The sequence below is a fragment of the Fusibacter sp. QWL-12 genome, assembly GCF_058683495.1.
Window position 1 is genome coordinate 3,734,500 of the sequence record NZ_CM178745.1, and the last position, 26,655, is coordinate 3,761,154.

Annotated in this window: 24 protein-coding genes; all 24 read right to left on the reverse strand. The window is 35.1% G+C overall.

The features are described from left to right. Positions 1 to 94 precede the first annotated feature (94 nt). A complete protein-coding gene (locus AC4PID_RS17830; protein ID WP_492133340.1) occupies positions 95 to 4,558 on the reverse strand; it encodes a PolC-type DNA polymerase III in 4,464 nt (1,487 codons plus the stop codon). Between the two features lie 15 nt (positions 4,559 to 4,573). Then, positions 4,574 to 5,614, reverse strand: coding sequence for a flavodoxin-dependent (E)-4-hydroxy-3-methylbut-2-enyl-diphosphate synthase (gene ispG, locus AC4PID_RS17835; RefSeq protein ID WP_492133341.1), 1,041 nt, complete (start codon positions 5,612 to 5,614; stop codon positions 4,574 to 4,576). Between the two features lie 6 nt (positions 5,615 to 5,620). Beyond that, positions 5,621 to 6,613: an RIP metalloprotease RseP gene (gene rseP, locus AC4PID_RS17840; protein ID WP_492133342.1), complete on the reverse strand. Its 993-nt coding sequence runs from the start codon at positions 6,611 to 6,613 to the stop codon at positions 5,621 to 5,623. Between the two features lie 38 nt (positions 6,614 to 6,651). Then, on the reverse strand, positions 6,652 to 7,818 hold the full coding sequence (locus tag AC4PID_RS17845; protein WP_492133343.1) for a 1-deoxy-D-xylulose-5-phosphate reductoisomerase: 1,167 nt from the start codon (positions 7,816 to 7,818) through the stop codon (positions 6,652 to 6,654). A 45-nt stretch (positions 7,819 to 7,863) separates the two neighbouring features. Continuing rightward, on the reverse strand, positions 7,864 to 8,652 hold the full coding sequence (locus AC4PID_RS17850) for a phosphatidate cytidylyltransferase (RefSeq protein WP_492133344.1): 789 nt from the start codon (positions 8,650 to 8,652) through the stop codon (positions 7,864 to 7,866). Positions 8,653 to 8,661: 9 nt separating this feature from the next. After that, positions 8,662 to 9,396 (reverse strand): undecaprenyl pyrophosphate synthase, encoded by a 735-nt coding sequence (gene uppS, locus AC4PID_RS17855; protein WP_492133345.1) that lies wholly within the window; start codon positions 9,394 to 9,396, stop codon positions 8,662 to 8,664. A 92-nt stretch (positions 9,397 to 9,488) separates the two neighbouring features. Further along, entirely contained in the window at positions 9,489 to 10,046 is a 558-nt protein-coding gene (gene frr, locus AC4PID_RS17860; protein ID WP_492133346.1) for a ribosome recycling factor, read from the reverse strand. Between the two features lie 19 nt (positions 10,047 to 10,065). After that, positions 10,066 to 10,776, reverse strand: coding sequence for a UMP kinase (gene pyrH, locus AC4PID_RS17865; protein ID WP_492133347.1), 711 nt, complete (start codon positions 10,774 to 10,776; stop codon positions 10,066 to 10,068). 175 nt (positions 10,777 to 10,951) lie between these two features. Continuing rightward, entirely contained in the window at positions 10,952 to 11,599 is a 648-nt protein-coding gene (gene tsf / locus AC4PID_RS17870) for a translation elongation factor Ts (protein WP_492133348.1), read from the reverse strand. Positions 11,600 to 11,730: 131 nt separating this feature from the next. Further along, complete coding sequence (gene rpsB, locus AC4PID_RS17875) at positions 11,731 to 12,462, reverse strand: 30S ribosomal protein S2 (protein ID WP_492133349.1); 732 nt, start codon at positions 12,460 to 12,462, stop codon at positions 11,731 to 11,733. A 157-nt stretch (positions 12,463 to 12,619) separates the two neighbouring features. Continuing rightward, positions 12,620 to 13,264 (reverse strand): hypothetical protein, encoded by a 645-nt coding sequence (locus AC4PID_RS17880; RefSeq protein WP_492133350.1) that lies wholly within the window; start codon positions 13,262 to 13,264, stop codon positions 12,620 to 12,622. Between the two features lie 60 nt (positions 13,265 to 13,324). Next, entirely contained in the window at positions 13,325 to 13,657 is a 333-nt protein-coding gene (locus AC4PID_RS17885; protein ID WP_492133351.1) for a hypothetical protein, read from the reverse strand. A 14-nt stretch (positions 13,658 to 13,671) separates the two neighbouring features. Further along, on the reverse strand, positions 13,672 to 15,054 hold the full coding sequence (locus AC4PID_RS17890) for a flagellar assembly protein A (protein WP_492133352.1): 1,383 nt from the start codon (positions 15,052 to 15,054) through the stop codon (positions 13,672 to 13,674). A gap of 188 nt (positions 15,055 to 15,242) precedes the next feature. Further along, a complete protein-coding gene (locus tag AC4PID_RS17895; RefSeq protein ID WP_492133353.1) occupies positions 15,243 to 15,989 on the reverse strand; it encodes a FliA/WhiG family RNA polymerase sigma factor in 747 nt (248 codons plus the stop codon). A gap of 1 nt (position 15,990) precedes the next feature. Beyond that, a complete protein-coding gene (locus tag AC4PID_RS17900; protein WP_492133354.1) occupies positions 15,991 to 16,476 on the reverse strand; it encodes a chemotaxis protein CheD in 486 nt (161 codons plus the stop codon). Next, positions 16,473 to 17,093 carry a chemotaxis protein CheC gene (locus tag AC4PID_RS17905; RefSeq protein ID WP_492133355.1) on the reverse strand — a complete coding sequence of 207 codons (621 nt, stop codon included), beginning with the start codon at positions 17,091 to 17,093 and terminating at the stop codon, positions 16,473 to 16,475. Before AC4PID_RS17905 ends, AC4PID_RS17900 begins: the two co-directional genes overlap by 4 nt. Before the next feature lie 9 nt (positions 17,094 to 17,102). Further along, positions 17,103 to 17,540, reverse strand: coding sequence for a chemotaxis protein CheW (locus AC4PID_RS17910; protein ID WP_492133356.1), 438 nt, complete (start codon positions 17,538 to 17,540; stop codon positions 17,103 to 17,105). Between the two features lie 13 nt (positions 17,541 to 17,553). Then, positions 17,554 to 19,626: a chemotaxis protein CheW gene (locus AC4PID_RS17915; protein WP_492133357.1), complete on the reverse strand. Its 2,073-nt coding sequence runs from the start codon at positions 19,624 to 19,626 to the stop codon at positions 17,554 to 17,556. A gap of 5 nt (positions 19,627 to 19,631) precedes the next feature. Beyond that, positions 19,632 to 20,705 carry a protein-glutamate methylesterase/protein-glutamine glutaminase gene (locus tag AC4PID_RS17920; RefSeq protein ID WP_492133358.1) on the reverse strand — a complete coding sequence of 358 codons (1,074 nt, stop codon included), beginning with the start codon at positions 20,703 to 20,705 and terminating at the stop codon, positions 19,632 to 19,634. Continuing rightward, positions 20,702 to 21,436, reverse strand: a complete 735-nt coding sequence (locus AC4PID_RS17925; RefSeq protein WP_492133359.1) for a flagellar brake protein — start codon at positions 21,434 to 21,436, stop codon at positions 20,702 to 20,704. Before AC4PID_RS17925 ends, AC4PID_RS17920 begins: the two co-directional genes overlap by 4 nt. A gap of 15 nt (positions 21,437 to 21,451) precedes the next feature. Beyond that, complete coding sequence (locus AC4PID_RS17930) at positions 21,452 to 22,306, reverse strand: MinD/ParA family protein (protein ID WP_492133360.1); 855 nt, start codon at positions 22,304 to 22,306, stop codon at positions 21,452 to 21,454. 13 nt (positions 22,307 to 22,319) lie between these two features. Continuing rightward, positions 22,320 to 23,510 (reverse strand): flagellar biosynthesis GTPase FlhF, encoded by a 1,191-nt coding sequence (gene flhF / locus AC4PID_RS17935; protein ID WP_492133361.1) that lies wholly within the window; start codon positions 23,508 to 23,510, stop codon positions 22,320 to 22,322. Next, positions 23,510 to 25,546, reverse strand: coding sequence for a flagellar biosynthesis protein FlhA (gene flhA, locus AC4PID_RS17940; RefSeq protein WP_492133362.1), 2,037 nt, complete (start codon positions 25,544 to 25,546; stop codon positions 23,510 to 23,512). The genes flhF and flhA overlap by 1 nt, the downstream gene beginning before the upstream one ends. A 12-nt stretch (positions 25,547 to 25,558) precedes the next feature. After that, positions 25,559 to 26,644, reverse strand: coding sequence for a flagellar biosynthesis protein FlhB (gene flhB, locus AC4PID_RS17945; protein ID WP_492133363.1), 1,086 nt, complete (start codon positions 26,642 to 26,644; stop codon positions 25,559 to 25,561). Positions 26,645 to 26,655: the final 11 nt, after the last annotated feature.

The window sequence follows — 26,655 nt, forward strand, 5'->3', positions numbered from 1 at the left end:
ATCGCATAAAGCCCATATCAATAACAAAGAGTGGGAAATCCCACTCTTGCTGTCAACTACTATTTACTTGATTATTATAACATATCCAGCCCTGTTATGCAAATGAGAATAGTGATAATTGATTGTCTTCAGGCATATCTTCAAAACAACCATGCTGTTTTAAAGTTTCAATTACCGTCTTAGATACTTTTGTCAATCTTTGGAAGTCCTCAATTGACATAAACTCATCTTGCTCTTCTCTTGTTTTGACAATGCTAAGAGCTGCTGACTCACCAACACCTTGTAATGCAAGGAACGGTGGTAATATCTTACCGTCTTCAATCTTAAACTGTAATGCATCCGATTTCATAAGGTCGACCTTTAAGAAATTAAAGCCCCTACTGTACATTTCATCAGCGATTTCGAGTATCCCCTGTAAATCTTGTTCCTTCTTTGTCGGCTTTTCTAGTGCATCTAATTCTTTCATTTTAGCGCGAATTACCTCAACACCTTTACAAATCAAATCAGCATCAAAGTCATCTACCTTTGTAGAAAAATAAGTTGCATAGAATGCGAGCGGATAATGCACCTTAAAATATGCAATTCTAACAGACATCATAACATACGCAACCGCATGAGCCTTTGGAAACATATACTGAATCGTTTGACATGAATTGATGTACCAATCTGGAACATCATTTTCTTTCATAACTTTAATTTCATCTTCTTTTAAGCCTTTACCTTTTCTTACATTTTCCATGATTTTGAATGATGTAAGCGGCTCAAGTTTCATCTGAATCAAGTAGTTCATAATATCATCACGAGTTGCGATTACTTCTTTGATAGTAACCGTATTATTTCTAACCAAATCCTGTGCATTGTTTACCCAAACATCAGTACCATGTGATAGACCAGAAATACGTACTAAGTCAGAAAATGTTTCAGGGTTTGTATCTCTTAGCATTTGTCTAACGAACTTTGTACCAAACTCTGGGATACCTAGACTCCCAATGTCCAGAGAATAAGAGGGATCTTTAATCTTCAAAGTTTCTGCTGAAGTAAAAATTCTCATCGTATCCGGATCACCAAGTGGAATATCAAAAACATTAACACCTGTTAATTGCTCAAGATATTTGATGATCGTCGGAACGTCGTGTCCAAGGATATCAAGTTTTAATAATCGCCCACTAATAGAATGGTAATCAAAGTGAGTGGTTATTACATCAGAAGATGTATCATTTGCAGGATATTGAATCGGACAAAACTCATGAATATCACGATCGGCTGGCACTACCATAATACCGCCAGGATGCTGTCCAGAAGTTCTTTTTACGCCCGTCAAGCCCTGTGCTAAACGTTCGATTTCATATCGATGTATATCAATTTCACGTTCTTCAAAGTATTTTTTAACATAGCCATAGGCGGTTTTATCCGCTATGGTTCCTATCGTTCCAGCTTTAAAAGTCTTTCCTTTACCAAACAGAACTTCACAATATTTATGCGCGTTTGCTTGATAAATACCAGCAAAGTTTAAGTCGATATCCGGCTCTTTATCGCCATCAAAGCCCAAGAAGGTTTCAAATGGAATATCAAAGCCATCTTTAAAATATCGCTCTCCGCAAACAGGACAATCTTTGTCTGGCATATCGACACCAGCGCCATATACGCCATCTGTAAAGAATTCTGAATGCTTACAACTCTTACAAATATAGTGTGGTGGCAATGGATTAACTTCAGTAATATCGCTCATAGTTGCAGCAAATGAAGAACCAACAGAGCCCCTTGATCCAACGAGGAAACCATCTTCAAGAGATTTTGTAACCAACTTTTGAGCGATGATATACATAACCGCATAACCATTGCCTATGATGGAATTAAGCTCTCTTAGAATTCTTTTTTCAACTATCTCAGGTAATGGATTGCCATAAATCCGCTCAGCTTTTGCCATACACATAGTTCTAAACTCTTCATCAGCACCCTCGATAGACGGTGGAAAAGTGCCTTTAGGTACCGGCCTAACCCATTCGCACATATCTGCGACTTTAAGTGGATTATCTATTACAACTTCTTCCGCTCGATCCCCTAAATAAGCAAACTCTTCAAGCATCTCTTCAGTCGTCCTGAAATAAAGTGGTGCTTGATTATCAGCGTCACTATAACCATTACCTGCCATAAGGATTCTTCTAAAGACCTCATCTTCAGGATTCAAAAAATGAACATCGCAAGTAGCCACGACTGGTTTCCCTAACGCATCGCCCATTCTTAGAACTCTTCGATTGAGATTTCTAAGTTCTTCAACCGATTTAATCTTTCCATTTTCAAGCATGAAAGCATTATTATCAATAGGTTGAATTTCTAGATAATCATAAAAATTTGCAATTTCAAGCACTTTATCTTCAGGCAAGTTATTCATCATTGCTTTAAAGACTTCCCCTGCCTCACAGGCACTACCAATTAATAAGCCTTCTCTTTTGCTACGTAAAAGAGATTTTGGAACCCTTGGCTTTCTATAATAAGTATTAAGATTAGAATGTGATACGATTTCATAAAGATTTCTCAAACCCGCCTGCGTTTGAGCCATGATAATGACATGATTCATTTCAAGTTGGCTATAATCATAATTCAACATCGCATATTTATTTAGCTCAATGAGTGTGTGAACTTCAAGCTCGCTCAACATATTGATAAAATGAATAAAGACGCGAGCTGTTGCCTCTGCATCGGCTACCGCACGATGATGATCGTTTAAGGCAATCTTCAAATGCTTTGTGATTGCTTTCAAATTATGTTTCTTTATGCTAGTCAAAAGAAGTCGACTTAAAGTCAAGGTATCTAATATCAGCGATGTAAATGGTATATTGTATAGCTTACAATAATGTCGAATGAAAGAACAATCAAAGGTTGCGTTGTGTGCAACAACTGGCGCGCCATCAACAAAGGCCATAAATTTAGGCAGTACTTCTTCTAAAGTAGGCATCTCAGATACCATTGCCTCTGAAATCCCAGTTAACTCAACAATGTTTGAGGGAATTGGACGATTAGGATTAATTAACTGACTAAATTGCTCAGTTACAACACCTTCAACAACTTTAACTGCACCAATTTCGATAATTGTATCTCCATGATATGAAAAGCCAGTTGTTTCGATATCGAAAACAACATAAGTTTCGTTTAATCTATAGTCAGTTGCATGATCAATCATATTTGCTTCGTCATTGATCAGATAACCTTCAACCCCATAAAGTACTTTGATTTTATCTCCTGCAACCTGAGCAGCATCTGGAAAGGCTTGTAACACACCATGGTCAGTAATTGCAATCGCTGGATGTCCCCAATCGATTGCCGTTTGAATAAGTTTTTTAACCGGAGTCATACCATCCATCTCACTCATATTGGTGTGAAGATGAAGCTCCGCACGCTTTCTTTTCGCCATATCGACTCTAGGAACAATCTCTTTTCCTTTATTGATGGATGAAAATAATAAGACAGACTCTTTATCAAACTGATCGTAACGATTAACACCTTCCACTATATACCAATTGCCTTTTTTTAGTTCAGGCAAAAGCGCATCAAATTCACTTGGTTTTAAAAACGCTTTACATGCAACTGCATTTGACATATCAGATAGAAATAGCTTCAGTAGTACTTTACCACCACGTAGCTCTCTTGATTCAAAGTTGACAAGTTCACCTTCGATGGCATAAGTCTCTTCTTCTTGAGTTATATCAATTATTTTTGAAATAGATCGTCTTATTTTGTTTCTATAGATCACTTCAGGTGCATTAGATTTAACTGCTTTTTCAGGATCTCTTTTAAATGTAGATTGCTTGTTAGCTGGTGCCGAATTCGCTGCTTGAGATGCACTTTTCTTGATCTCTTCGTCGCTAAATCCTCCAGTAGTTGATGCAACGATTGAAGCTGCAGCTTCTTCTTGCTGACGTTCAAATTCCACTAAGCCTTCAAGCTCATTTTTTACAGATTCAGTTGTTATTTCATATGTCTTTTTCAAGTTTTGCTCGCAAATCATATGAATCATTTCATCGGTTTTATAATTGTGAAATGTATTCTCTAGACCTTTGTCTTCAAAGACTATATGAATCCGATTGTGATCAAAATTAATTTTTGATCTTCTCAAAATACTTGCAACTGCTGGATTTTTTCTCTTAATTACGAGTAAGATATTATCCCAATTTTCTCTAGCTTCATTTGCTATAGTTACTTCACTATTTTGAATCTGATCCTCATTTGTCACAACAGAATCATGATGATTAATTGAAGCATCGATTTTTGAACTTGCCTGAATTTTCTCCACAACTGGTGCACTAGGAGAATCATCCTTAACACTTGCAAAATTATTTGCGATTAAATCGCCACACTCAATACAAAACGTTTCAACAAAACTCAAATGAGATTTGAGTTTTTTCTCAAGTTTAAGAATATGATCCGTTTTTATTTCTGGATGATAAGCCATTTTTATGTTGAGCAAGGACTCATTTTTACGGTATTCAATTTTTTTAATTTCTACGTCGTTAATTCCCAATGATTCAAGAATCAACTGATTAAAGGGCATTTTTTCCATTTAATCACCTTTCGTTTATAAGCTATCGATTTCTTTAAGCACTGCCTCAATGACTTCTTCTTCTTTAAGTTTTTTTATAACAATGCCCTTTTTAAACAACAAAAACTCATTTTTACCACCTGCGATACCAAGATCGGCTTCCTTAGCTTCTCCCGGACCGTTAACTGCACATCCCATAACGGCTAAAGTAATAGGTTTGTCTATATGACTTACTTTTTCCTCTAGTTGTTTCGCAATTCTAACCAAATCAACCTCAGTTCTACCACAGGTTGGGCATGAAATTAACTTCACACCAAAATTGCGCAGATCCATTACTTCTAAAATCTTTTTAGCTGCCTTAACTTCCTCTACAGGGTCGTCAGTAAGTGAAACACGAATAGTGCTTCCAATACCATCAAAAAGCAATATACCGATGCCAATTGCAGATTTGATAGTCCCTGTATAATTGGTCCCAGCTTCTGTAATACCTAGATGTAATGGATAGTCAACTTTTTGACTGAGCAATCTATAAGAGTCCACGGTCAGTTTAATATCAGAAGCTTTGAGTGAAATCACAATGTCATTAAAATTTAACCCATCTAAGATTTCAACATGACCAAGTGCACTTTCTACAAGTGCCTGAGCAGTTACACCACCGTATTTCTGATAAATCGCTTTATCAAGCGAACCACCATTTACTCCGATTCTTATTGGGACACCCTTAAATTTTGCCATTTCAACGACTTCTTTTACTCTGTCAATACTACCGATGTTACCTGGATTGAGTCTGATTTTATCAATACCATTTTCCATGGCCTTTAATGCCAAACGATAATCAAAATGAATATCAGCAACCAAAGGAATGTCAATTTGCGCTTTAATCTGCTTGATCGCTTCAGCAGCAAGCATATTCGGTACAGCTACTCTAACAATTTCACAACCAGCTTCCTGCAAACGATGAATCTGAGAAACTGTTTCTTTTACATTTTCTGTTTTTGTATTGCACATAGATTGAATGGCAATCGGAAAACCACCACCAATGTATCGGTTCCCTATTTTTACAACTTTTTCTCTCATCTCAACCTACAATCTTTGTATATCCTTAAACACTAAGAATACCATCAATGCCATTAAAATTGCAAAGCCAACCAAATGAACATAACCTTCTTTTTCTCTATTAATTGGCTTACCTTTAATCAACTCAATTAAAACAAATATAATTCTACCACCATCAAGTGCTGGAAACGGTAACAAGTTAACGATTCCCAAGTTGATTGAGATGTATGCCGCTAAGAAAAGTAAGTTCATAAGTCCTGTTTTTGAGGCTTCACCAATGATACTAACCAATCCTACTGGTCCAACAACCTCTCCTTCAACTTTACCACTACCTAACTGACCGAAGAACTTAAATATATCCGTAAAGAACGTTCCGAATTGTTTACCTGCATTGATAAAGGCTTGATCAATTTGTTTAACAAACTTTGTTTGTATGCCAACTTGATAACCGCCACCTTCACGTGCTTGTGGTACGATGTCAAAAGTCATTTCCTGTCCGTCTCTTAAGATAACAATAGACAAAGTTTGACCATCACTGCCGTTAATACTATCGATCACTTGGTCCCAATTTTTAATTTCAGAATTATTGATAGATATAATTTTGTCATCTGCTTGAAGACCAGAAGCCTCGGCAGGATATCCTTCGATGATTGCACCGATAGAGTTTGATGGCGCTCCCATGCCAAACATAATAATAACCAATAACACATACGCTAATATAAAGTTCATTATTGCGCCTGCTGCCAATATGATTAATCTCGGTAATGGCTTTTTGCTTGAAAAGCTTCTCGGATCCTCTGATGCCTCATCTTCACCTTCCATTTTGACATAACCACCAATTGGAAAGAGTCTTAGAGAATATAAAGTTTCCTTACCTTGTTTTTTCAAAATACTCGGGCCCATTCCTAAAGCGAACTCTAAAACCTTAACACCACTTAATTTCGCGGTAGTAAAATGTCCAAGTTCATGAGCAAAAACAATCATTCCAAATACAAAAATAAAGCTAATTGCTGTCAACATAAACTACATCCTTTCTTTCTGTCTCACTTTATAGCAAATTACTTATATAAGGCTTTTACAATTTTCCTAGCTTCTTGATCTGCCATAAAAATATCATCCAATGTTGGAGATAATACATTCTTAAATTTTGTCATCGTATGATTAATAAAATCAGATATATCATAGAATCCAATTTTGTCATCAAGATACGCTTGTACCAGTATTTCATTTGCTGCGTTCATAACCGTAGGCATAATACCGCCAACTTTAAGAGAATTGATCGCAATTTCCAAACATGGGAATCGTTCATAATCCGGTTGGTCAAAGGTTAGAGCGGATAACTTCGTAAAATCCAGTGGTTCTACTGTATTAGGATATCTGTCGGGATAATCCAAAGCATAGATAATTGGCACCCTCATATCTGGCACTCCTAATTGAGCCATGATCGCATGATCTTTAAATTGAACCATTGAATGAATGATACTTTGTGGATGTACAACGACTTGAATTTGATCAATCGACACATCAAAAAGCCATTTAGCCTCAATAAACTCTAACCCTTTATTCATCAATGTTGCTGAGTCGATGGTAATTTTTCTTCCCATAGACCAGTTTGGGTGTTTCAATGCCTCCACCGCTTTTTTATTTCTAATTTCATCTTTAGTAAAATTTCTAAATGCGCCTCCAGATGCCGTTAATAAGATCTTATCAATTGCGCGATGGGATTCACCATTCAAGCACTGAAAAATAGCACTATGTTCCGAATCAACCGGTAAAATAACACTACCGTGCTCTTTTGCTAATGGCATAATAATTTCACCTGCAGTTACAAGTGTTTCTTTATTTGCAAGTGCTATGGTTTTGCCTTTTTTTATCGCTGCAACAGTTGGCTCTAGGCCAATATTACCTACAACCGAAGTGATTAAAATATCTACAGAATCAGACGTTGCAATTTCAAGCAATCCTGACATACCAGTCAACACCTTTATTGAAGTGTCTTTTAATGCGCTTTTAAGCGATAGGTATTTTGATTCATCAAAAACAACAACCACTTCGGGATTAAACCGTCTAGCTTGCTCAATTAATGGTTCAATTCGATTGTTACAACTAAGTGCATAGATTTCATATCGATCACTTTCTGAGATAATGTCTAGAGCTTGAGTTCCTATAGAACCCGTAGATCCAAGTATGGTAATTTTCTTTTTAGTATAATGATTTATGCTCATGTTTTCTCCATATAAAAACGAGCATATTTCTATGCTCATAATTTTCTATATTTGATTTATATAATTAAATAATACCATAAAATAATACACAAGTGGTAACACGATAATTAAACTGTCAAAACGATCCAGTACGCCACCGTGTCCAGGCATTATTTTTCCAAAATCCTTAATGTCAAATATTCGCTTCATTTTTGAAGCTATCAAATCGCCAATTTGTGATAATACGCTTCCTAAAAGGCCTAAAAATATCGCATAAAACTGAAACTCAGGCATAAAGGTTCTCGCATAGAAATAACTCAATATAAGACACGCAATAACACCACCCAATGAACCTTCAACCGTCTTATTAGGGCTTACAGATGGAATTAATTTCGTTTTACCTAAGAGCTTACCAGTTAAGTAAGCAAAGGTATCTGTTGAAAATGCAATTATAAAAGGAAACCAAACGAAAAACGCATTGTTAAAATCTGAAATTAAAATCAGATGAGACAACATATATGGGACATACAAAAAACCCAAAATGGTTGTCATTGCATCTCCAATAGATTGTTTACCAAACACTACAAAAGAGAGTGATACAAAAATTAACGATGCAATAATTAGTCCTAATGCATTCAACGAACTAGTAAAGTAAAGATTAATGTAGAGTGCAATCGTTGCTATATAACCAATTATTTTAGAGGGTTTATAGTCTCTTGAAAATGCTTTATAAAATTCATACAGTCCAATTAAACTAATAATCAATACTGCAGCATATAAAAGCTTTCCACCTAAAATTAAGACAGCTATCAATATCGGTAATGCTACTAATGCAGATAATGTTCTAACTAACATGATTGCTCCTTATATCGCGCCATATCGTCGATTGCGATTTTGATATTCTATAATTGCTTTTTGTAATGCTAATTCATTGAAGTCTGGCCAATAAATAGTTTCGAATTTAAATTCGGTGTATGCAACTTGCCATAAAAGGAAATTACTTAATCTAAACTCACCACTTGTTCTTATTAAAAGATCTGGATCAGGCATACCAGCTGTATACAAATAAGAGGATACCATCTCCTCGTCGATATCATTAATGTTAAGATCTCCTGAAACGCAATTTTCTGCAATTTTTTTAATGGCCATGATCATCTCATCTCTTGAACCATAATTAAGTGCAATATTAAATTGCATTGAATGATTGTCCTTAGTTAAATCAAGTGCATACTCAACTTGTTGTTTTGCATATTCAGGTAGTCTGTTGATATCGCCTAAAATATTGACTTTAATATCGTTAGAATGAATTTCTTTAATTTCAGATTGAATATACTTTACCAAAATATTCATCAATCCATTCACTTCATCAGAAGGTCTTTTCCAGTTTTCTGTCGAAAAAGCGTAAAAAGTGATATAGCCAATTCCAATTTTTTTACTTTCTTTAACGATGCGTTTTAGTGTCTCAGTACCCGCATTGTGACCTACTAATCTAGGCATGCCTCTTTTTTTTGCCCATCTACCATTACCATCCATGATAAACGCAATGTGCTTTGGCAAATTATTAAAATCAATTTCTTGCGATCGCTTTTTGAAAAGCATTTTGCACCTCATTAACTTACTAAGATAATTGTGGTCTTACACTACTTAATAATTATATAAGCCCTCCTAGGTGGAGGGCATTAATACTCGAATTATACTTCCATAATTTCTTCAGCTTTTTTTGTTACCGCTTGATCAATTTTTGTGACTATGTCATCAACCATTTTCTGCACTTCTTTTTCAGCTGAAGTTAAATCGTCTTCAGTAATTTCTTTCGCTTTTTCCATTTTTTTAAGATGATCAATTGCATCCCGTCTCTCATTTCTTAAAGCGACTTTTGCATCTTCACCCAATTTTTTTACGTTCTTTTGAAGATCTTTACGTCTCTCCTCTGTTAACATCGGAATAACAAGGCGAATCATTTTACCATCATTACTTGGGTTAATTCCCAAATCTGCTATTTGAATCGCTTTTTCAATTTCTCTTAAAATTGAGGTGTCATAAGGTTGAATTTGAAGAATTCTTGGTTCTGGAACAGAAATACTTGCCAATTGCTTGATTGGAGTTTCAGAGCCATAATAATCCACTTTAACCTTATCAAGAATTAGAGGATTCGCACGTCCAGCGCGAATGTGATTTAATTCCTCTTTAAGTACACTTAAAGTTTTCTCCATTTTTTCGCTTAACGTTTCATGAACATGATTTCTCATTATTTCCTCCTAAAATTTATTATTCGCCGAAAACTAATGTTCCGACGTTTTCACCGGCACATGCCTTCATTATATTTTCTGGTTGATTTAAATCGAAGACTTGGATTGGAATTTGATTATCCATACAAAGTGTAATAGCCGAAAAGTCCATAACTGCTAATTTTTTGTTTAAAATTTCGCTATAAGAAAGTGAACTATATTTCACAGCATTTGGATTAATCATTGGGTCACTATCATAAACACCATCAATGCGTTTTGCTAATAAGATGAGTTCAGCATCCATCTCAGCTGCTCTTAATGCTGCCGTAGTATCCGTTGAGAAAAACGGACTACCCGTGCCAGCTGCAAAGATCACTACTTCACCCGAACTCAAATAGCTAACCGCATTTTCTCTATTATAGTTCTCAGCAAGTTGTGTCATCGATATTGCACTGATGACTCTTGATTTTACTTTTAAGTACTTTAAAGCATCAGCCATTGCTAGGGAGTTCATAACCGTACCCATCATCCCCATATAGTCTGCCGTAGTACGTTCCATATTTTTAGAGCTACGGCCTCTCCAAAAGTTTCCTGCACCTATAACAACGCCAACTTCAATTCCTGCATCAGCCATTTTCTTAATATAGGTTGCAACATTTGATATAACTTGATCATCTATACCAAATCCCTTTTGTCCGGCGAGAACCTCACCACTAAGCTTCAGTATAACCCTCTTATACTTAAATTCCACTGAACATACCTCCGTTCCCTTCTATTCTACAGCAATTTATAATGCCATTCAAATATTTTTTAATTAATAGAATTCTTTGTACTTTTGGTATAAGAATCTGTTGAACTTACATATAAATCCTATTCTTTAAAAAAGAGAACACAACAATGTGTTCTCTTTGATTTAACTAGTTTAATTAACCTTGAAGCGTTTTAGCAACTTCTTCTGCAAAGTTTTCTTGTTTTTTCTCTAAACCTTCACCAACTTCGAAACGAGCAAATCTTCTGATTGAAAGATTTTCACCGATGATAGCGATTTTTTCTTTTAATAACTCACCAATAGTTTTGTCTGGATCTTTGATGAAAGGTTGCTCAAGTAAACAAACTTCTTTGTAGTATTTAGCAATTCTACCTTCAACCATTTTATCAACGATTTGAGCTGGTTTGCCTTCGTTAAGCGCTTGGTTTCTAAGGATTTCTTTTTCTTTTTCAATTGCATCTGCTGGTACGTCTTCTACTCTAACATATAAAGGATTTGCAGCAGCTACTTGCATTGCAACGTCTCTACCAAAATCTTGGAAATCAGCATTTTTAGCAACGAAGTCAGTTTCACTGTTAATCTCTACGATAACACCAATTCTTCCACCGTGAATATATGAAGAAATAATACCTTCAGATGCGATACGATCCATTTTCTTAGCAGCTTTAGCAATACCTTTTTCTCTTAAGTATTTCACAGCTTCTTCAATATTTCCATTCGTTTCAACAAGCGCTTTTTTACAATCCATCATACCAGCGCCAGTTGTTTCTCTTAATTCTTTTACCATTGAAGCAGTAATTTCCATAGGTTCCTCCTCATGTACTTTTCTACATTATTTTACATTCTGGACACGTCCAAAATAATTGTCTTAACTAAATAGAGATTTATGACCTTAAAAAAAGGCAAGAGCCAGACTCTTGCCTCTCAGTAGTATTATTACTCAGCAGCTTCTTCAGTTGCTACAGCTTCAGAATCAGTTAATTGCTCACCTTGTTTAGCTTCGATGATTGCATCTGCCATTTTACCAGCGATTAATTTAACTGCACGGATAGCATCGTCATTACCAGGAATTACATAATCAACTTCATCTGGATCACAGTTTGTATCTACGATAGCAACAACTGGGATACCAAGAACTTTAGCTTCTTTAATTGCAATTCTTTCTTTTTTAGGGTCAACAACGAACATAGCACTTGGTAATTTGTGCATGTCTTTGATACCGCCTAAGAATTTTTCTAATTTTTCTTTATCAGCTCTAAGTTTGATAACTTCTTTTTTAGGAAGTGCTTCGAAAGTACCGTCGATTTCCATTTTTTCAAGTTTGAATAAAAGATCAATTCTTTTCTTGATTGTTTTGTAGTTTGTTAACATACCGCCTAACCATCTTTGGTTAACGAAGTACATACCAGCTCTTCTAGCTTCTTGCTCGATCGCTTCTTGAGCTTGTTTCTTAGTACCTACAAATAAAATAGTACCGTTTTCTTCAACGATGCTTTTGATGAAAGAGTATGCATCTTCAACTTTACCTACAGTTTTTTGAAGGTCGATGATATAGATACCATTTCTTTCTGTGAAGATGTATTCAGCCATTTTAGGGTTCCATCTTCTTGTTTGGTGTCCAAAGTGTACACCAGCTTCTAGTAATTCTTTCATTGAAATTACTGACATGTGAGTTCCTCCTTGTTTTTTTCCCTCCTCGCTTTTCATCTTTCAAAGGGACTAGATAGCAACACCTTTAAAATTGAAGCGAGTGTGATTTAATAATTACCTTGGATATTATACCACAGTGATATATAAAGCACAATAACAAATGCGCCTATATTACTTATTTTTTAAGCGATAAGAGGAGCTGTATTTCTCCCATACCGATGCCAAGTTCTTTCGCTACCTGAGTAAGTGATTTCCCCTGACTTCTTAAAAGAATAATTTTATCGATTGTTTCCAACTCATTGCTATCGAAAGTCTGTGTTTGATCAATTGCTTTATCATTGGCCTTAATGGATCTAGCAATAGTCCCTTCAACCATATCAGAGCTGTTCTCTTCATCATCACTCAGCCATTCAGAAGGTTCAAAAATTTTGTATTTATCGTTGCTTTGATTTTGGTTATGATTCCAATTTTGCTCCCTGTTTTTTTTATCAAATTGTTGTTGCATCTTACTTAGATTTGACTGAATGTCCTTCAAAGACTCAGTTTGAGAGTCTGCATTTTGAGCGATCACTTTCTCAATTTTACCAACAGACAAAGTCTTTATATCGTTAACCAATTGTGCTAAATCATTTATTTCCTTTTCATGGATGCTGTATTTACCTTCCAAATCGTCCGCAATCTCATAAAAAGCGCGATTCATTTCATCGATTGAGACCTGCAGTGCTTCAAGTAAATTAAAAAGATCGCCTTCTTTATATAGTTTTGATTGTTCCAATATCTGTTCCTGTTTTTTGATTGCTCTATTGAGCTCGTTTCTCACCAAAAAAAGGGAACTGATAACTATTATCAGCCCAATTGTAAAAGAAACCATATACATTTTTTATACCCTCATATCAAAACGTCCACCTGCTACGTTTACTTTTTTATTTAATTCCTTCTCTTTTTCGTTAATTTCTTCATCTTTTTTGGAATTACTTTGTTGATATCTACGTCGTCTAGATTCATGCTCGTTCTCATCTTCATCAGTAACACGTCTGAACTCCGCCTGTTCCATTTCATTAACAGTTTGTGTTTTTCGAATATCGTCTTGTCGGGATTTGTCTTGAATTTTAGCAAGTTCGTTGTCCATTTTACTGACGACTGTTTGCTTAGCCTGATGAATTTCTTGAGTTTTGTGTATAACGACTTGCATGTCTACCGGACGTATAGACATATGCGCCTCCTTGTCTAATAGCCTATTGTCACAATATCTCCTTTATCTTTTGTGATAATCGTATGTGACAAAGCATATTTAACATAATAACTCGTACTTCCTATTTTAACTCTTGTGCCTGGATAAATGGTCTTCGCCTTTAGCTGTGCACCCCTAATATTGTTAACTAACTCATTAATCATTTTCAAACGCATTCTCTTTTCAGATAATTGTACATCTAAATCGAGAAAGTTACCACTGTATTTCTTAAGCATAAAAATCGATCTTTCGTCTTCTGGATTTTGTTCAACTTTTAATTTTAATATTTTGATAGACTTGTCTAATTTATCATGCATCTCCATTAGTTCTTTAACTTCAGTTGTTAAAGTTTTTAGTTCTTCGATGACTTCCACATCAACGCCCATTTTAATCGACGTAATGATTCCCATTTCTGATCCAACGACATTTGCTTCAATATCGCTTTTACTTGTAATTTCACCGCCAACTATCAAGCCCTTCTTGCCTTTAACACTTATTTTGCCATCAGACTTAACAATACTATTCATAATAGCACCAGTTTCAATGTCTCCTTTACAGTTAACATTTGCACTGTTAATAAAATTACTTGTCAGTTGACCTTCACAGGTTACAAAAGCAGCATCATGTCCCTGAATACCTCGTGAAATCGTAATGTTACCGCGTGAAATCAGTTCTGCACCTTCAACAACGCCATTGACTGTAAGATCACCTTCACATGAAATTTTATATCCAGATGTTACATTTCCATTGACGACCACTTCACCTTGAAAATCAATATTTCCAGTTTCTACGCCTACGTCACCTTTAATCTCTAAAAGTTTAATTACTGTAATTTTATCACCATCAAAAGTAACTGTGCCATCAACTTCTGCAATGATTTTCATACCATCTGGTGACAATCTAACATTTTTACCAATTTTAAATACAGCTTCTTTGCCATCACGTGCTTTTATAACTTTTCCTGTAACTGTCGTTCCATTTTTACCTTTAGTAATCGGATGCTTTACGGCTAAAACATCCCCCTCTTTAACGGTTTCAACGAAGCCCATATTTTTAAAGTCAACACGGCCATCTTCTAAAACCTGAGGCTTGGCTTTATGTTCTTTATTTACTAAATGCTCAATACTAGCATCTTGTCCATTTTCATGTGGAATACCTTCAGCTATCACTTCATTGAAAACAGTTTTACCATTTTGACAAATTGCTTCAATAATATTATATTTCAAGCCAAAAATAACGTTTTTATCTTTAAGCAAACGAATAACTTCTTCTGATTTTACTTTTACATCAGAAGAGAAAAATTCTATAGAAAGATAAGCTTTATAGTAGTCGTCGGAAATCTTAACGGCTATATCAAACTTCTTTTTATCCTCGCTCATTTTTTCCCCCTTGAAAGACTATTTTACGCGAACAACGTATACTTATAGTATCGGCATAAATCTATGTTTTTATAATTAAATTATACCATAAATAGTATTTTAATAATATTTAAAAATTCAAACAATTAAAACCTTACAAAAAAGTAGCCAAAATAAATATAGTGCATTATTGATCATCTCAAAATGCACTAATACAAATCATTCAAAGTCAGTTTTAATTTGGCTATCGCCTTTGTGTGAATCTGCGATACTCTTGATTCTGAAATACCTAAAATTTCAGCTATTTCTTTGTACGTTAAATCAGAATAATAATATAATTGCATGACTTTCTGTTCTTTTTCAGGTAAATTATCAATCGCTTTAATTAACAATCTCTTTACTTCTTTGTTAGCAAAATTATCTTCAGGTTGAAAATCTACTGAATCAGAAGCAATATCAAAATTTGAATTGTCTTCCAACCTTTCTTCAAGTGAAACTACAGAATAGGTCGTTACCTCACCCATCAGCTTGTTATACTCTTCTAAGGTTATATCCAATTCCTGAGCAACATGTTCATCCGTCATTTCATTGCCATATTTCTTTTGTGCATTTGCAATTGCTTCTTCTACTTTTTTATACTTTTGTCTCGTGCTTCTTGGAATCCAATCCATATGTCTGATCTGATCGATGATTGCACCCCTAATGCGTATATTTGCATAGGTTTCAAACTTAATCTGCTTTTTATGATCAAACTTTTCTATTGCATCAATTAATCCTATAATGCCATAACCAAGTAAATCATCGAACTCAACATGTGCATTATAACTAGAATATAGCCGACCTGCAATAATTTTGACCAAAGCAACATAATGGATGATGAGTTCGTCCTTAGCTTCTTGAATGTTACGTTCCTTGTAATTAATCCAAAGTTGCTCTGTCATTTTATACACCTTCATTTTATAGTTCTTTAATTCCCTTACCAGCTGTTTTAATTAACAGCTTCCCATTTTCACTAAAAAACTCTATAGTTCTACCAAAGTTGCCACCGGTGTCATCTGCCTTTATTGGTATTCCGTAATTTTTAAGAATTTCTCTCACCGCTTCAGCATTCCGCTCACCAATTTTCATGGTGTCGTTTTGTGAAGTAAATGAGAACATCTGTGCGCCGCCTGCAATTTTCGCAACAAACCTCGCACGACGTCCTCCTAGCTGTTCCATTTGAGCAATCAACTCAACAATCGCAGTATCGGCAAACTTCGCAAGATTTTCATTCTTTCTTATAGCTTTACTGGATGGCAACATAATATGTGCCATCCCAGTCACTTTTGTAGTTGTGTCATATAAGCAGATTCCTACGCATGAACCGAGTCCCAGTGTTGTTAAAGCATCGGGATATACAACGGCTTTTAAATCCGCCATTCCTACTTTTACCACGTTGCTCATAAAGTCACTCCCAGACTCCCAAGTAAAACCTCATACGAATCCATGTCCGGTATTAAGAAAAAGTAGCCATCAACACTTTTTGCTTCAAGGACTTCTATAAACTCATTTTGTATGATTAGTACGTTATCACTTAACTGACCGAAATGAATCGCAGGTACACTTAAGATTGCGCCCGCCATATCAATAGCAATTGCTGGAATTGATATCTTAATTTTAAGATTAGTTAACCCCGACAATGAAGCTATATAGGAGCCAGCAAGAATATTTCCGATTTCTTTTAAAGCAGAAATCGTAAATTCATCAAACTCTGCGGTATCTCTAGGCATCAATAAGTTAACCAAATTGCTCGCTGATTTTTGATCGAGAACAAACATGATGCTACCCGTCATATCGCCTTCAATTTTAAAGAATATTCCGCAAACGACGTTTTCTGGCCCACCTAACAAGTCAGGAACTTGATCAAAATCCAATAATTTTACAATAGGTACCTTCATATCAATTTTCTTATCGATCATTTTTGCTAGAGAAGTCGCAGCATTACCAGCACCAATATTGCCAATCTCGCGTAAAACATCAAGTATAATTGTGTTGTTCATTTTGTCAAACTGAAAACTCATGAGTGGCTCCTATTCGATGTGCTCGATATTTAATACTTTGTATAAATCAATCAACATGATTATACGGCCGCTTTTTTTACCAATGTTCTTGATAAATTCATTGTTAATCTCTTTTTTCACATTTGGTGCTGCGTCAATATCTTCGTCAGTAATTTGTAAAACTTCCGAGGAAGAATCCACTAACATGCCAATTTTATTCTCATCTAAATTGACGATTATAATTCTTGTTTCTTCAGAAACAGGTTTTGGTTCTAAACCAAATCTTGCTCTTAGGTCAACAACTGGCACAATAATACCTCTGAGGTTGACTACACCCTTAATATAGTTTTGGGTATAAGGTACTCTTGTAATTGGTAATACTTTTTCGATATTTTCAACATTCTGAATGTTGATGCCATAGTACTCTTGATTGAGTCTAAACGTTACAAATTCTCTAAATTCACTCATCTTATCACCTCTACTAGAACAATTGGTTTGGATCGACAATCAATGCAACGCTACCGTTACCAAGAATAGTCGCGCCTGCAATAGCTTTAATACCAGTAAGGTATTTGCCAAGTGACTTGATGACGATTTCTTGTTGACCGATTAAACTATCTACCACAAGACCTGCTTCAACATCGCCTTTTTTAACGATAACTACGATTAACTCGTCTAATTCCTCGTGACCAGCTTCGATATCTAATACTTCTTTCATTCTAATAATTGGTAAAGTTTTATTTCTGTAAAGAACGACTTCTTGATCTTGAACCATCGTAATTTTGTTTGTTTCAATTGTCGTAATTTCTTTAATGTTATTAAGTGGAATTGCAAATTTTTCTTCATTTAAATTAACCATCAACGCTTGGATAATCGCAAGTGTAAGTGGTAATCTAATAACAAATTTACTGCCCTGCCCAAGATTTGATATAACTTCTACTGTACCATTGATTGCTTCGATCTTAGATTTTACGACATCTAGACCAACACCACGACCCGATAGATCCGTTACCTTATCCATAGTACTGAATCCCGCTCTAAACAATAGATTAATCAAGTCCTTATCTGTCATTGCATCTGCTTCATCTCTAGTAACAATTTTCTTTTCAATTGCCTTACGTTTGATGACTTCAGGGTCTATACCTTTACCATCATCTTCAACTTCGATCACAACTGTGTTTCCATCTGGATAAGCTCTTAAAGCAACAAAGCCTGATTCGTCCTTGCCAAGCTTAAGTCTATCTGCTGGAGACTCAATACCATGATCTAATGAATTTCTAATTAAATGAATTAATGGATCGCCGATTTCATCAATTACAGTTCTGTCAACTTCAGTTTCTTCACCTGACATAAACAATTTAATATTTTTCCCTAAATCTTTCGATAAATCTCTTACAAGACGTGGGAATCTATTGAATGTTCTTTCAACTGGAACCATTCTAACCTTCATAACAGCATCATGAAGACTAGTTGTAATTCTCTCAAGGTATTCAATTGCTTCATTCATATTGTTTTTATTGCCTTGTTCTTGAGATTTGTGATTTGTTGTATCTAAATCTTCAAGTCGAGTCTTAATGATAATTAACTCACTTACAAGGTTCATTAAGTTATCTAAACGACCAATTTCAACTCTAACTGTCTTAGAAGTTTTACCTTTGTCGCCTTTGTTTTGATTGTCTTCCTTAGCTTTAATTTCATTTTCTTTTACTTCAACTTGTTCTAAGTTAACTTCTACATCTTCTTTTTTCTCTTCGACGGCAAACTCCACTTCTGCAAGTGGTTTTACAATTACATCAGCAATTTCAGATATTCTCATAAGCTCTGTGTGAATGTAATTTTCATCCAATTTGGTGAAATATAAAATTTCAAAAGATTCTTCAAATTTTTCATCTTCGATTTCTTCAGCCAATGGGAATGATTTAAGAATCTCTCCAAATCTTTCAAGGGTGTTGAAAACAATAAATGCACGTGCTGCTTTTAGCATACAGCCTGGATCTAATGTCACTTTAATTAAATATGGTCTAACGCCTAGTTCAAAAGCTTTAGATATAACGCTATCGATGTCATTAAGTGATATATGGAAATCATCACCAAGATCAGATGTGATTTTTTCTTTTGCTACTTCTTCTTTTTTAGAGGTGTTTTTCTTAGAAGTTGTGCCTTCTGTACTCTTATTTTCTGCGATAAGAGCTAATTTTTTTACGAGTTCAGATGAATCTAGATCGCCTTCTTTACCAGTTTTCTCAAGATTTTCAATATATTCTTCAAGTGCATCAAAACACTCAAACAACACATCTACTATTTTACTGTCAACTTTAAGCGCACCATTTCGAACAAAATCCAAAAGGTTCTCCATTTTATGCGTTAAATCAGCGACTTTCGTAAATCCCATTGTTCCAGACATACCCTTCAAAGTATGGGCAATCCTGAAAATTTCCCCAATGTACGATAAATTCTCAGAGTCACCTTCTAAGACGAGTAAAATTTCATTCATCGTCTGTAAGTGTTCTTTTGATTCATCGATAAATATTTCTAAATATTGACTCATATCCATATAAATCACACCTCCATGGCTTTTACTATTTCATTTGCTATATTATTAAGGCTGACCACCTTATCAACGACACCAAGCTTAATGGTAGATTTCGGCATTCCGAATACGACACAAGAATCTTCATCTTGAGCAATTACAAAACCACTCCGCTCTTTAACTAGTTTCAACCCATCTGCACCATCCGCACCCATTCCTGTCATGATAACACCAATTACATTTTTATCATTTAATGCAGCTATTGAATACATCATAGCATCAACAGACGGCTTATGTCCACTAACTCGTTCTCCATTATCTAATTTTATCACAAATTGTCCAGCTTGTTTAGTCACTTTTATATGGCTATCTCCTGGGGCTAAGTATGCAACACCTGCATAGATAACATCGCCATCCTCAGCTTCCTTAACTTGTATTTGACTCATACCATCAAGGCGTTCCGCAAGAGATTTTGTAAAGCCTGGAGGCATATGTTGTACGATCAGAATACCAGCATCTATATCTCGAGGTATCAGAGGAATTACATCTTGTAGGGCTCTAGGACCACCGGTTGAAGTCCCAATCGCTATTAATTTTTTAAATTTTGTTTTTCGATTAATTATAGAAGGTGAACTATATTCGTCTCTTTGAATACTCTGAGTTACTCTTGGCTGTCTAACTGTAAATGTCGGTTTACTAATTTTGGTTCGACTTGCTATTTTAATCTTAGAAATAAGCTCATCCCTAATTTCAGGTGTTGATACTTTAATTAAGGAAGTTGGCTTGGTAATAAAATCGAATGCTCCATAATCTAATGCCTTTAAAGTTTCAACAGCACCATTTGTGGTTAAACTGCTTAACATTATTACTGGCATCGGACTGACTTCCATTATCTGTTTCAGTGCGGTTAGACCGTCCATTTTGGGCATTTCAACATCCATTGTTACAACATTAGGTCGAAGTGAAACAATCATTTGAAGTGCTTCTTCTCCATTTTTGGCAGTCCCAACTACCTCAAGATCTAAATCACTTGAAATCATATCTGATATCACTTTTCTCATAAATGCTGAGTCATCCACTACTAACACTCTTATTTTCATCATATCAAACCCTTTTTAATTAAATTTCGTTCAACTTCAAAGACATAAGAAACAATTTTAGATTGAGTTGCAGCATCTAATTCTAAGAACTTAATACCCATTTCAAAGCGTTTATTATCTTTTTTCTCAACTCTTACTACTTCTCCTTTAAAATTGACCCAATTTGAGGCAATATTAAACTCTCCTGCCACAAAATCTCCAAGTTCAAACTGAAGATGCGTATAAACTCTTAAGCCACCACCACTTATATCAAGTGTTTCAAAACCAATTTTTTCATTGATGGTTTCCTCAATAATAAACTGTGATTCATCTTTGTACTTCTTTAAAAGTTTTTCACGCATATTCTGAATTTCTACAGGATCGAGTTCTCGCTCAAATATAAAATTGCCAACTGAGTTCAAGTTTACTCTGAAAAACTTTCTTCTTTGAACGCGTTTGATATCTGAAACTAATTTCACTTTTATACTTGGTAAGTTATCATAGTTTAAACGTTCAAGCACTTCACCCTTAAATAAGTACATGCCCGAGTTCTCTATATAAAATCTAAAGTAATATGTGTATGTTTTTTCTAATGGATAGTAGTTGCCATCCTTAATTGGATTAGACACAATAATTTTCTCATCATTTGTCACTTCATAAACAAAAACTGACAAAGTTAGAGACTCATTATTATTTTTAAATATCATTATATCTATCTCATCTGCGATATTTAGAAACTTTGTAAAACCATCCATAAATCACCCATTATATTATATTTTATTCATCAGCTTATTTATAAACATCCTAAAGCTCGTATTACTTTTCGCATATTTATGATTATTGATCAAGTTATAAGCGATGTTTTCTATTCCTTTACTCGCAATTGCTCTTGGATATGCTTCAAGTAATGGAATTTGTTTTCTTACAGACCTTTTTAAATTTGAATCTTCAAAAATATAACCAAGATTCTCTAATTCTCTACCGAGGAACTTTGTGACTGCCTGCTCGAGTTTATAATAGACCTCATCCCCTTCTTCATTGCTCTCCACTCTATTGATGATCAATTTAATCTTCTTTTCATCATCGCCAATGATGTTTTTAATGAGTGCATATGCGTCTGTAATTGAGGTTGGGTCAGGTGTAATTATAAGCACAACGTCAGAAGCAGCCTCGACAAAAGATAATACCGATTTACTTAAACCAGCACCCGTATCAATTAAGATATAGTCCGATATAGTATTAAAATAACTAAGCGTATGAATCAATTTATCTAGTTGATTATTATCTAAATCAATCAAGTCCATTATTCCTGATCCACCTGAAATAATATTGATATCATGCGGCCCTTTAACAATACATTCTTGAACAGATATCTCACCCTTAATCACATTAGATAGGTTATATTTTGTCACTATACCAAATAATACATCAACATTTGCCAATCCCAAATCCGCGTCTATTATTGAAACACGTTTTCCTTGTTTAGCAAGTGCTATTCCTAAATTCACTGTGAAATTTGTTTTTCCAACGCCACCTTTGCCACTTGATATGGTTATTATCCTAGAATCGGATACTTCTGGCGCGGTCTCACCAATTATGTCCCGTAGCTTTTGTGCTTGATCCATCTCAATCCCCCGATTATTTATGTTGATCAAATATATACTGGATAATTCTCTCTTTATCAGCCACCTCGATGTCGTCAGGAACACTTTGACCAATAGTGAAGTAAGAAAGCGGCTTACCAGTAAGCACTTTTAAATTCAATATGTTTCCAAAATTACTGGATTCATCTAATTTAGTAAATAACAATCGATATTCTTTTAAGAAGTTATATGAGTCAATAATGCTTTTCATATCTTTAAAGCTCGTCGTCATACTCATTACCAAGAATATTTTATAATCATCAAGATATTTTACTAAGTCGTCATAATCTGATTTAAGTTCCTTACTCTTATGACTTCTTCCAGCTGTATCTATCAAAATATAATCTTTATCCTTAAACTTATCAATTGCATCTTGTAGTTCGCTTGCTTCATAGATAACCTCAAGTGGAATTCCTAAAATCTCACTATAGGTTTTGAGCTGTTCAACGGCTGCAATTCTATAGGTGTCAGCTGTTATTAAACCGATTTTTTTATTGTCAATCAAAGAAAGTCGAGCTGCAATTTTGGCTAATGTAGTGGTTTTTCCTACACCGGTTGGGCCAAGAAAGATATACACATTCGGCTTATTAAGAAGATCCGTATCTATCGTCTTAATTTCACCTAGATATTCTCTCGCAATTACTTTCATAGCATTTAGAATGGTATCATGGTTTTTTTCATGGATATTGATTTGTCGTTGTACAATTTCAATTATTTTTTTAGCTATAGACTCTTGAATATCAAGCCCAGTTAAAAACTCAATATATTTATCTTCTGCCGTCACATTTGTTTGTGGTGACATATGTTCAATATTCTCAACCTTTTTAATCAGATTGGATACCATTAATTTTAGTTCCTGCAACTCTTTATTATCACTATTTTGCGGTAGTTCTATTTTTTGATCGAGAACTTGAACAGGTGGTTTTTCAACTACAGTTTCAGGACCCTTAGTCACAACTTCCTTTTCAACGACCGGCTCGCTAGGTTTAGCTTTTGGCAAAGGTTTGGTTATAACAGGATCATCAACAGCTGCTACAACTTCCAATAATGGTTTTTTAAAAAACTTGAAGAAGCCACCCGCTTTGATTTTTCTTGTATTTAGGATAACCGCATCTATCCCAAGTTCACTTTTAATTTTTATCATTGCTTCATTCATATCATTGACTATATAGCGTTTAACCTTCATTAAATGCTCACCATCCCCGCCGACTGTATGTCTATATCTGATTCGATCTCATTATAAGATAAAACAATCAAATCAGGTATAGCTTGTGTTGCCATTTTTTTAAAATAGAGTCTTACAATAGGTGCAGTTACAACGATTGGTAATTCACCCATCTGCATTAATTTTCTAACTTCACTTGCCAAACTGGCTAATATCCCCTGTTGTTTAATTGGATCAATGGATAGATAAGTGCCATTTTCATTTTGCTCTATGGCTTCCATTAACATGTTTTCTAATGATTGATCTAATGTAACTACTTTCGCCTGTCCAAATGGAAAATAGGCTTTTGATAATTGCTTCGATAATTTTTGTCTAGAATACTCAGTCAAAATATTGATATCACGCGTACTTCTAGCATGATCAGCCAATGCTTCTAATATTGAAACTAGATTCCTAATGGAAACCCCTTCAGATAGTAAATTACTTAAAACTTTCTGAATATCACCTAAAGCCATAAGCCCAGGTATAAGTTCCTCTACTAAAGTAGGATTTGTTTCTTTGGTGTTTTCAACCAGTTGCTTAACATCTTCTCTACTTAGAAGTTCGTAGCTGTATTTCTTAATAACTTCAGTCAGATGAGTTGATATTACAGAAGATGGATCAACCACCGTATAACCAAGGAGTTCAGCTTTTTCTCTTAAATCTGAACGAATCCACTTTGCAGGAAGTCCAAATGCAGGTTCTATCGTATCAATCCCCTCAATTTCACCTTCTACAGAACCAGGACTCATAGCTAAATAATGATCAAACACAATTGTCCCTTTTGCCATATCATTGCCTTTTATCTTAATCAAATACTGATTGGAATCTAATTGAATATTATCTCTAAGACGAATAATCGGAACAATCAATCCAAGTTCCAACGCAATTTGCCTTCTGATCATAACCAAGCGGTCAAATAAGTCGCCTCCTTGATTTGGGTCAGCAAGAGGAATTATACCATAACCGAATTCAAGCTCAATAGGATCAACCTGCAATAAAGGCATGATATTTTCTGGTCGACGCATATCATCTTTCCCATCTTCAGGTTCAATTTCTTCACGCTCAATTTCTAGTGCTTCTTTTTTCTTATTTGTTTGAACCATATACCCTGCAAATAGAACAGCTGCGCCAATAACCATGAAAGGGAAATTAGGTAACGGTGTAGCTGCACCAAGTAGGATAACTGTAATACCAACGATATATAATACCTTGCTTTGAGCAAAAAGTTGACTGATAACATCAGTACCTAAGTTTGAATCTGAAGCGGCCCTTGTTACAACGATACCTGTTGCTACAGAGATCATCAGAGCAGGTAATTGGCTGACCAAACCATCACCAACTGTTAAAAGTGTAAACCTAGAAAGTGCTTCTTGAATGGTAAGTCCCATTGTCATTGCACCAAGGATAAAACCAGCAATGATATTAATAATCGTAATTAAAATACCTGCAATGGCATCCCCTTTGACGAACTTACTGGCACCATCCATTGCACCATAGAAGTCTGCTTCACGCTGAATTTTACGTCTTCTACTTTTAGCCTCAGCTTCAGTAATTAAACCTGAATTTAAGTCAGCGTCTATTGCCATCTGCTTTCCAGGCATTGCATCTAATGTAAATCTTGCTGCAACCTCAGATACACGTTCAGAACCTTTGGTTATAACTAAAAATTGAATGATCATAATGATAACGAATATAATAAAACCTACAATCGCATTTCCCCCTATAACAAATGAACCAAAGGATGCGATAACTTCACCAGCGGCACCAGTAGATAAAATACTCATAGTTGTTCTTATGTTTAGAGCTAGTCTAAACAGAGTTGTGACCAAAAGTATGGATGGAAAGACACTAAATTCCAGAGTTTCTTTAACGAACATGGATAGCATTAAAATAGTCAAAGATAAGGAAATATTAAGCGCAAGAAAGAAGTCCAACATTCCAAGAGGAACTGGTACGATTATTAATAAGATTATGGTTACGACTAGTATCGCGACAATGATGTCACTAAAGCGCATAATTTATGCCTCCTATTTTTTTTGCTTGAGAGAATACACATATGCTAGAACTTCAGCTACAGCCTCATATAAGTCCCCAGGAATATATGAACCTATATCAACTGTCTTATAGAGTGCTTGAGCTAAAGGTTTATTTTCTACAACTGGTACAAGGTTCTCAGCTGCTATACGTTTGATATTTTGTGCAATTAAATCCTGTCCTTTCGCAGTGACGATAGGTGCATCACCAAGCGATACATCATATCTTAATGCTACTGCAAAATGAGTCGGGTTAGTAATGATGACATCTGCTTTGGGAACTTCTTGCATCATCCTGCTCATAGCCATTGCACGTTGCTTCTCTTTTATTTTCGACTTAAGCTGAGGGTCGCCTTCGCTTTGCTTATACTCTTCTTTTATTTCTTGTTTACTCATCATTAAGTCTTTATTGTTCTTCCATCGCTTATATGCAAAATCAAATAGTGCAATAACGAATAGTAAAAGCGAACATCTAATTACGACACCGTAAACAGTATCCCACATTACACGAATGAATTGACCGGTTTCAAGCTCCTGCGTGGACAGTAATTCCATCATATGATCCATAACATAGGAAATTGCTACATAAAGCAATAAAACAGCTTTAAGAATCGATTTTACCATTTCAACTAAAGATCTAGAAGAAAATATATTTTTAAAACCTTTCATTGGATTTATTTTATCAAATTTAGGCTTCAAAGTCTCTGTTGTAAACAAAAAACCTACTTGAATATATGAAACAACGACGCCAGATACAAGAGCAATCATTAGTAGAGGGAGTGATAGCTTTAGTATAAAGAAGACGGTTTCCGAAAGGAACATATTAATCCCATTACCAGAGAACAATGATGCAGTATCCTCAGTCAAGTTCATAGTAAAATTATAATAGCCAATAATTTGATCAATAATATAACCACTAAAGGCTGAAATTCCAATGAACACAGTTAACAAGCTCACTGCACCATTTAAATCCTTTGATTGAGGGATTTGTCCTTTATCCCTTGCGTCTTTGATTTTCTTATAGGTGGGTTGCTCTGTTTTTTCTTCTGAAAATAGCTGGAGGTCAAAATAATATAACATTCTAATCCACT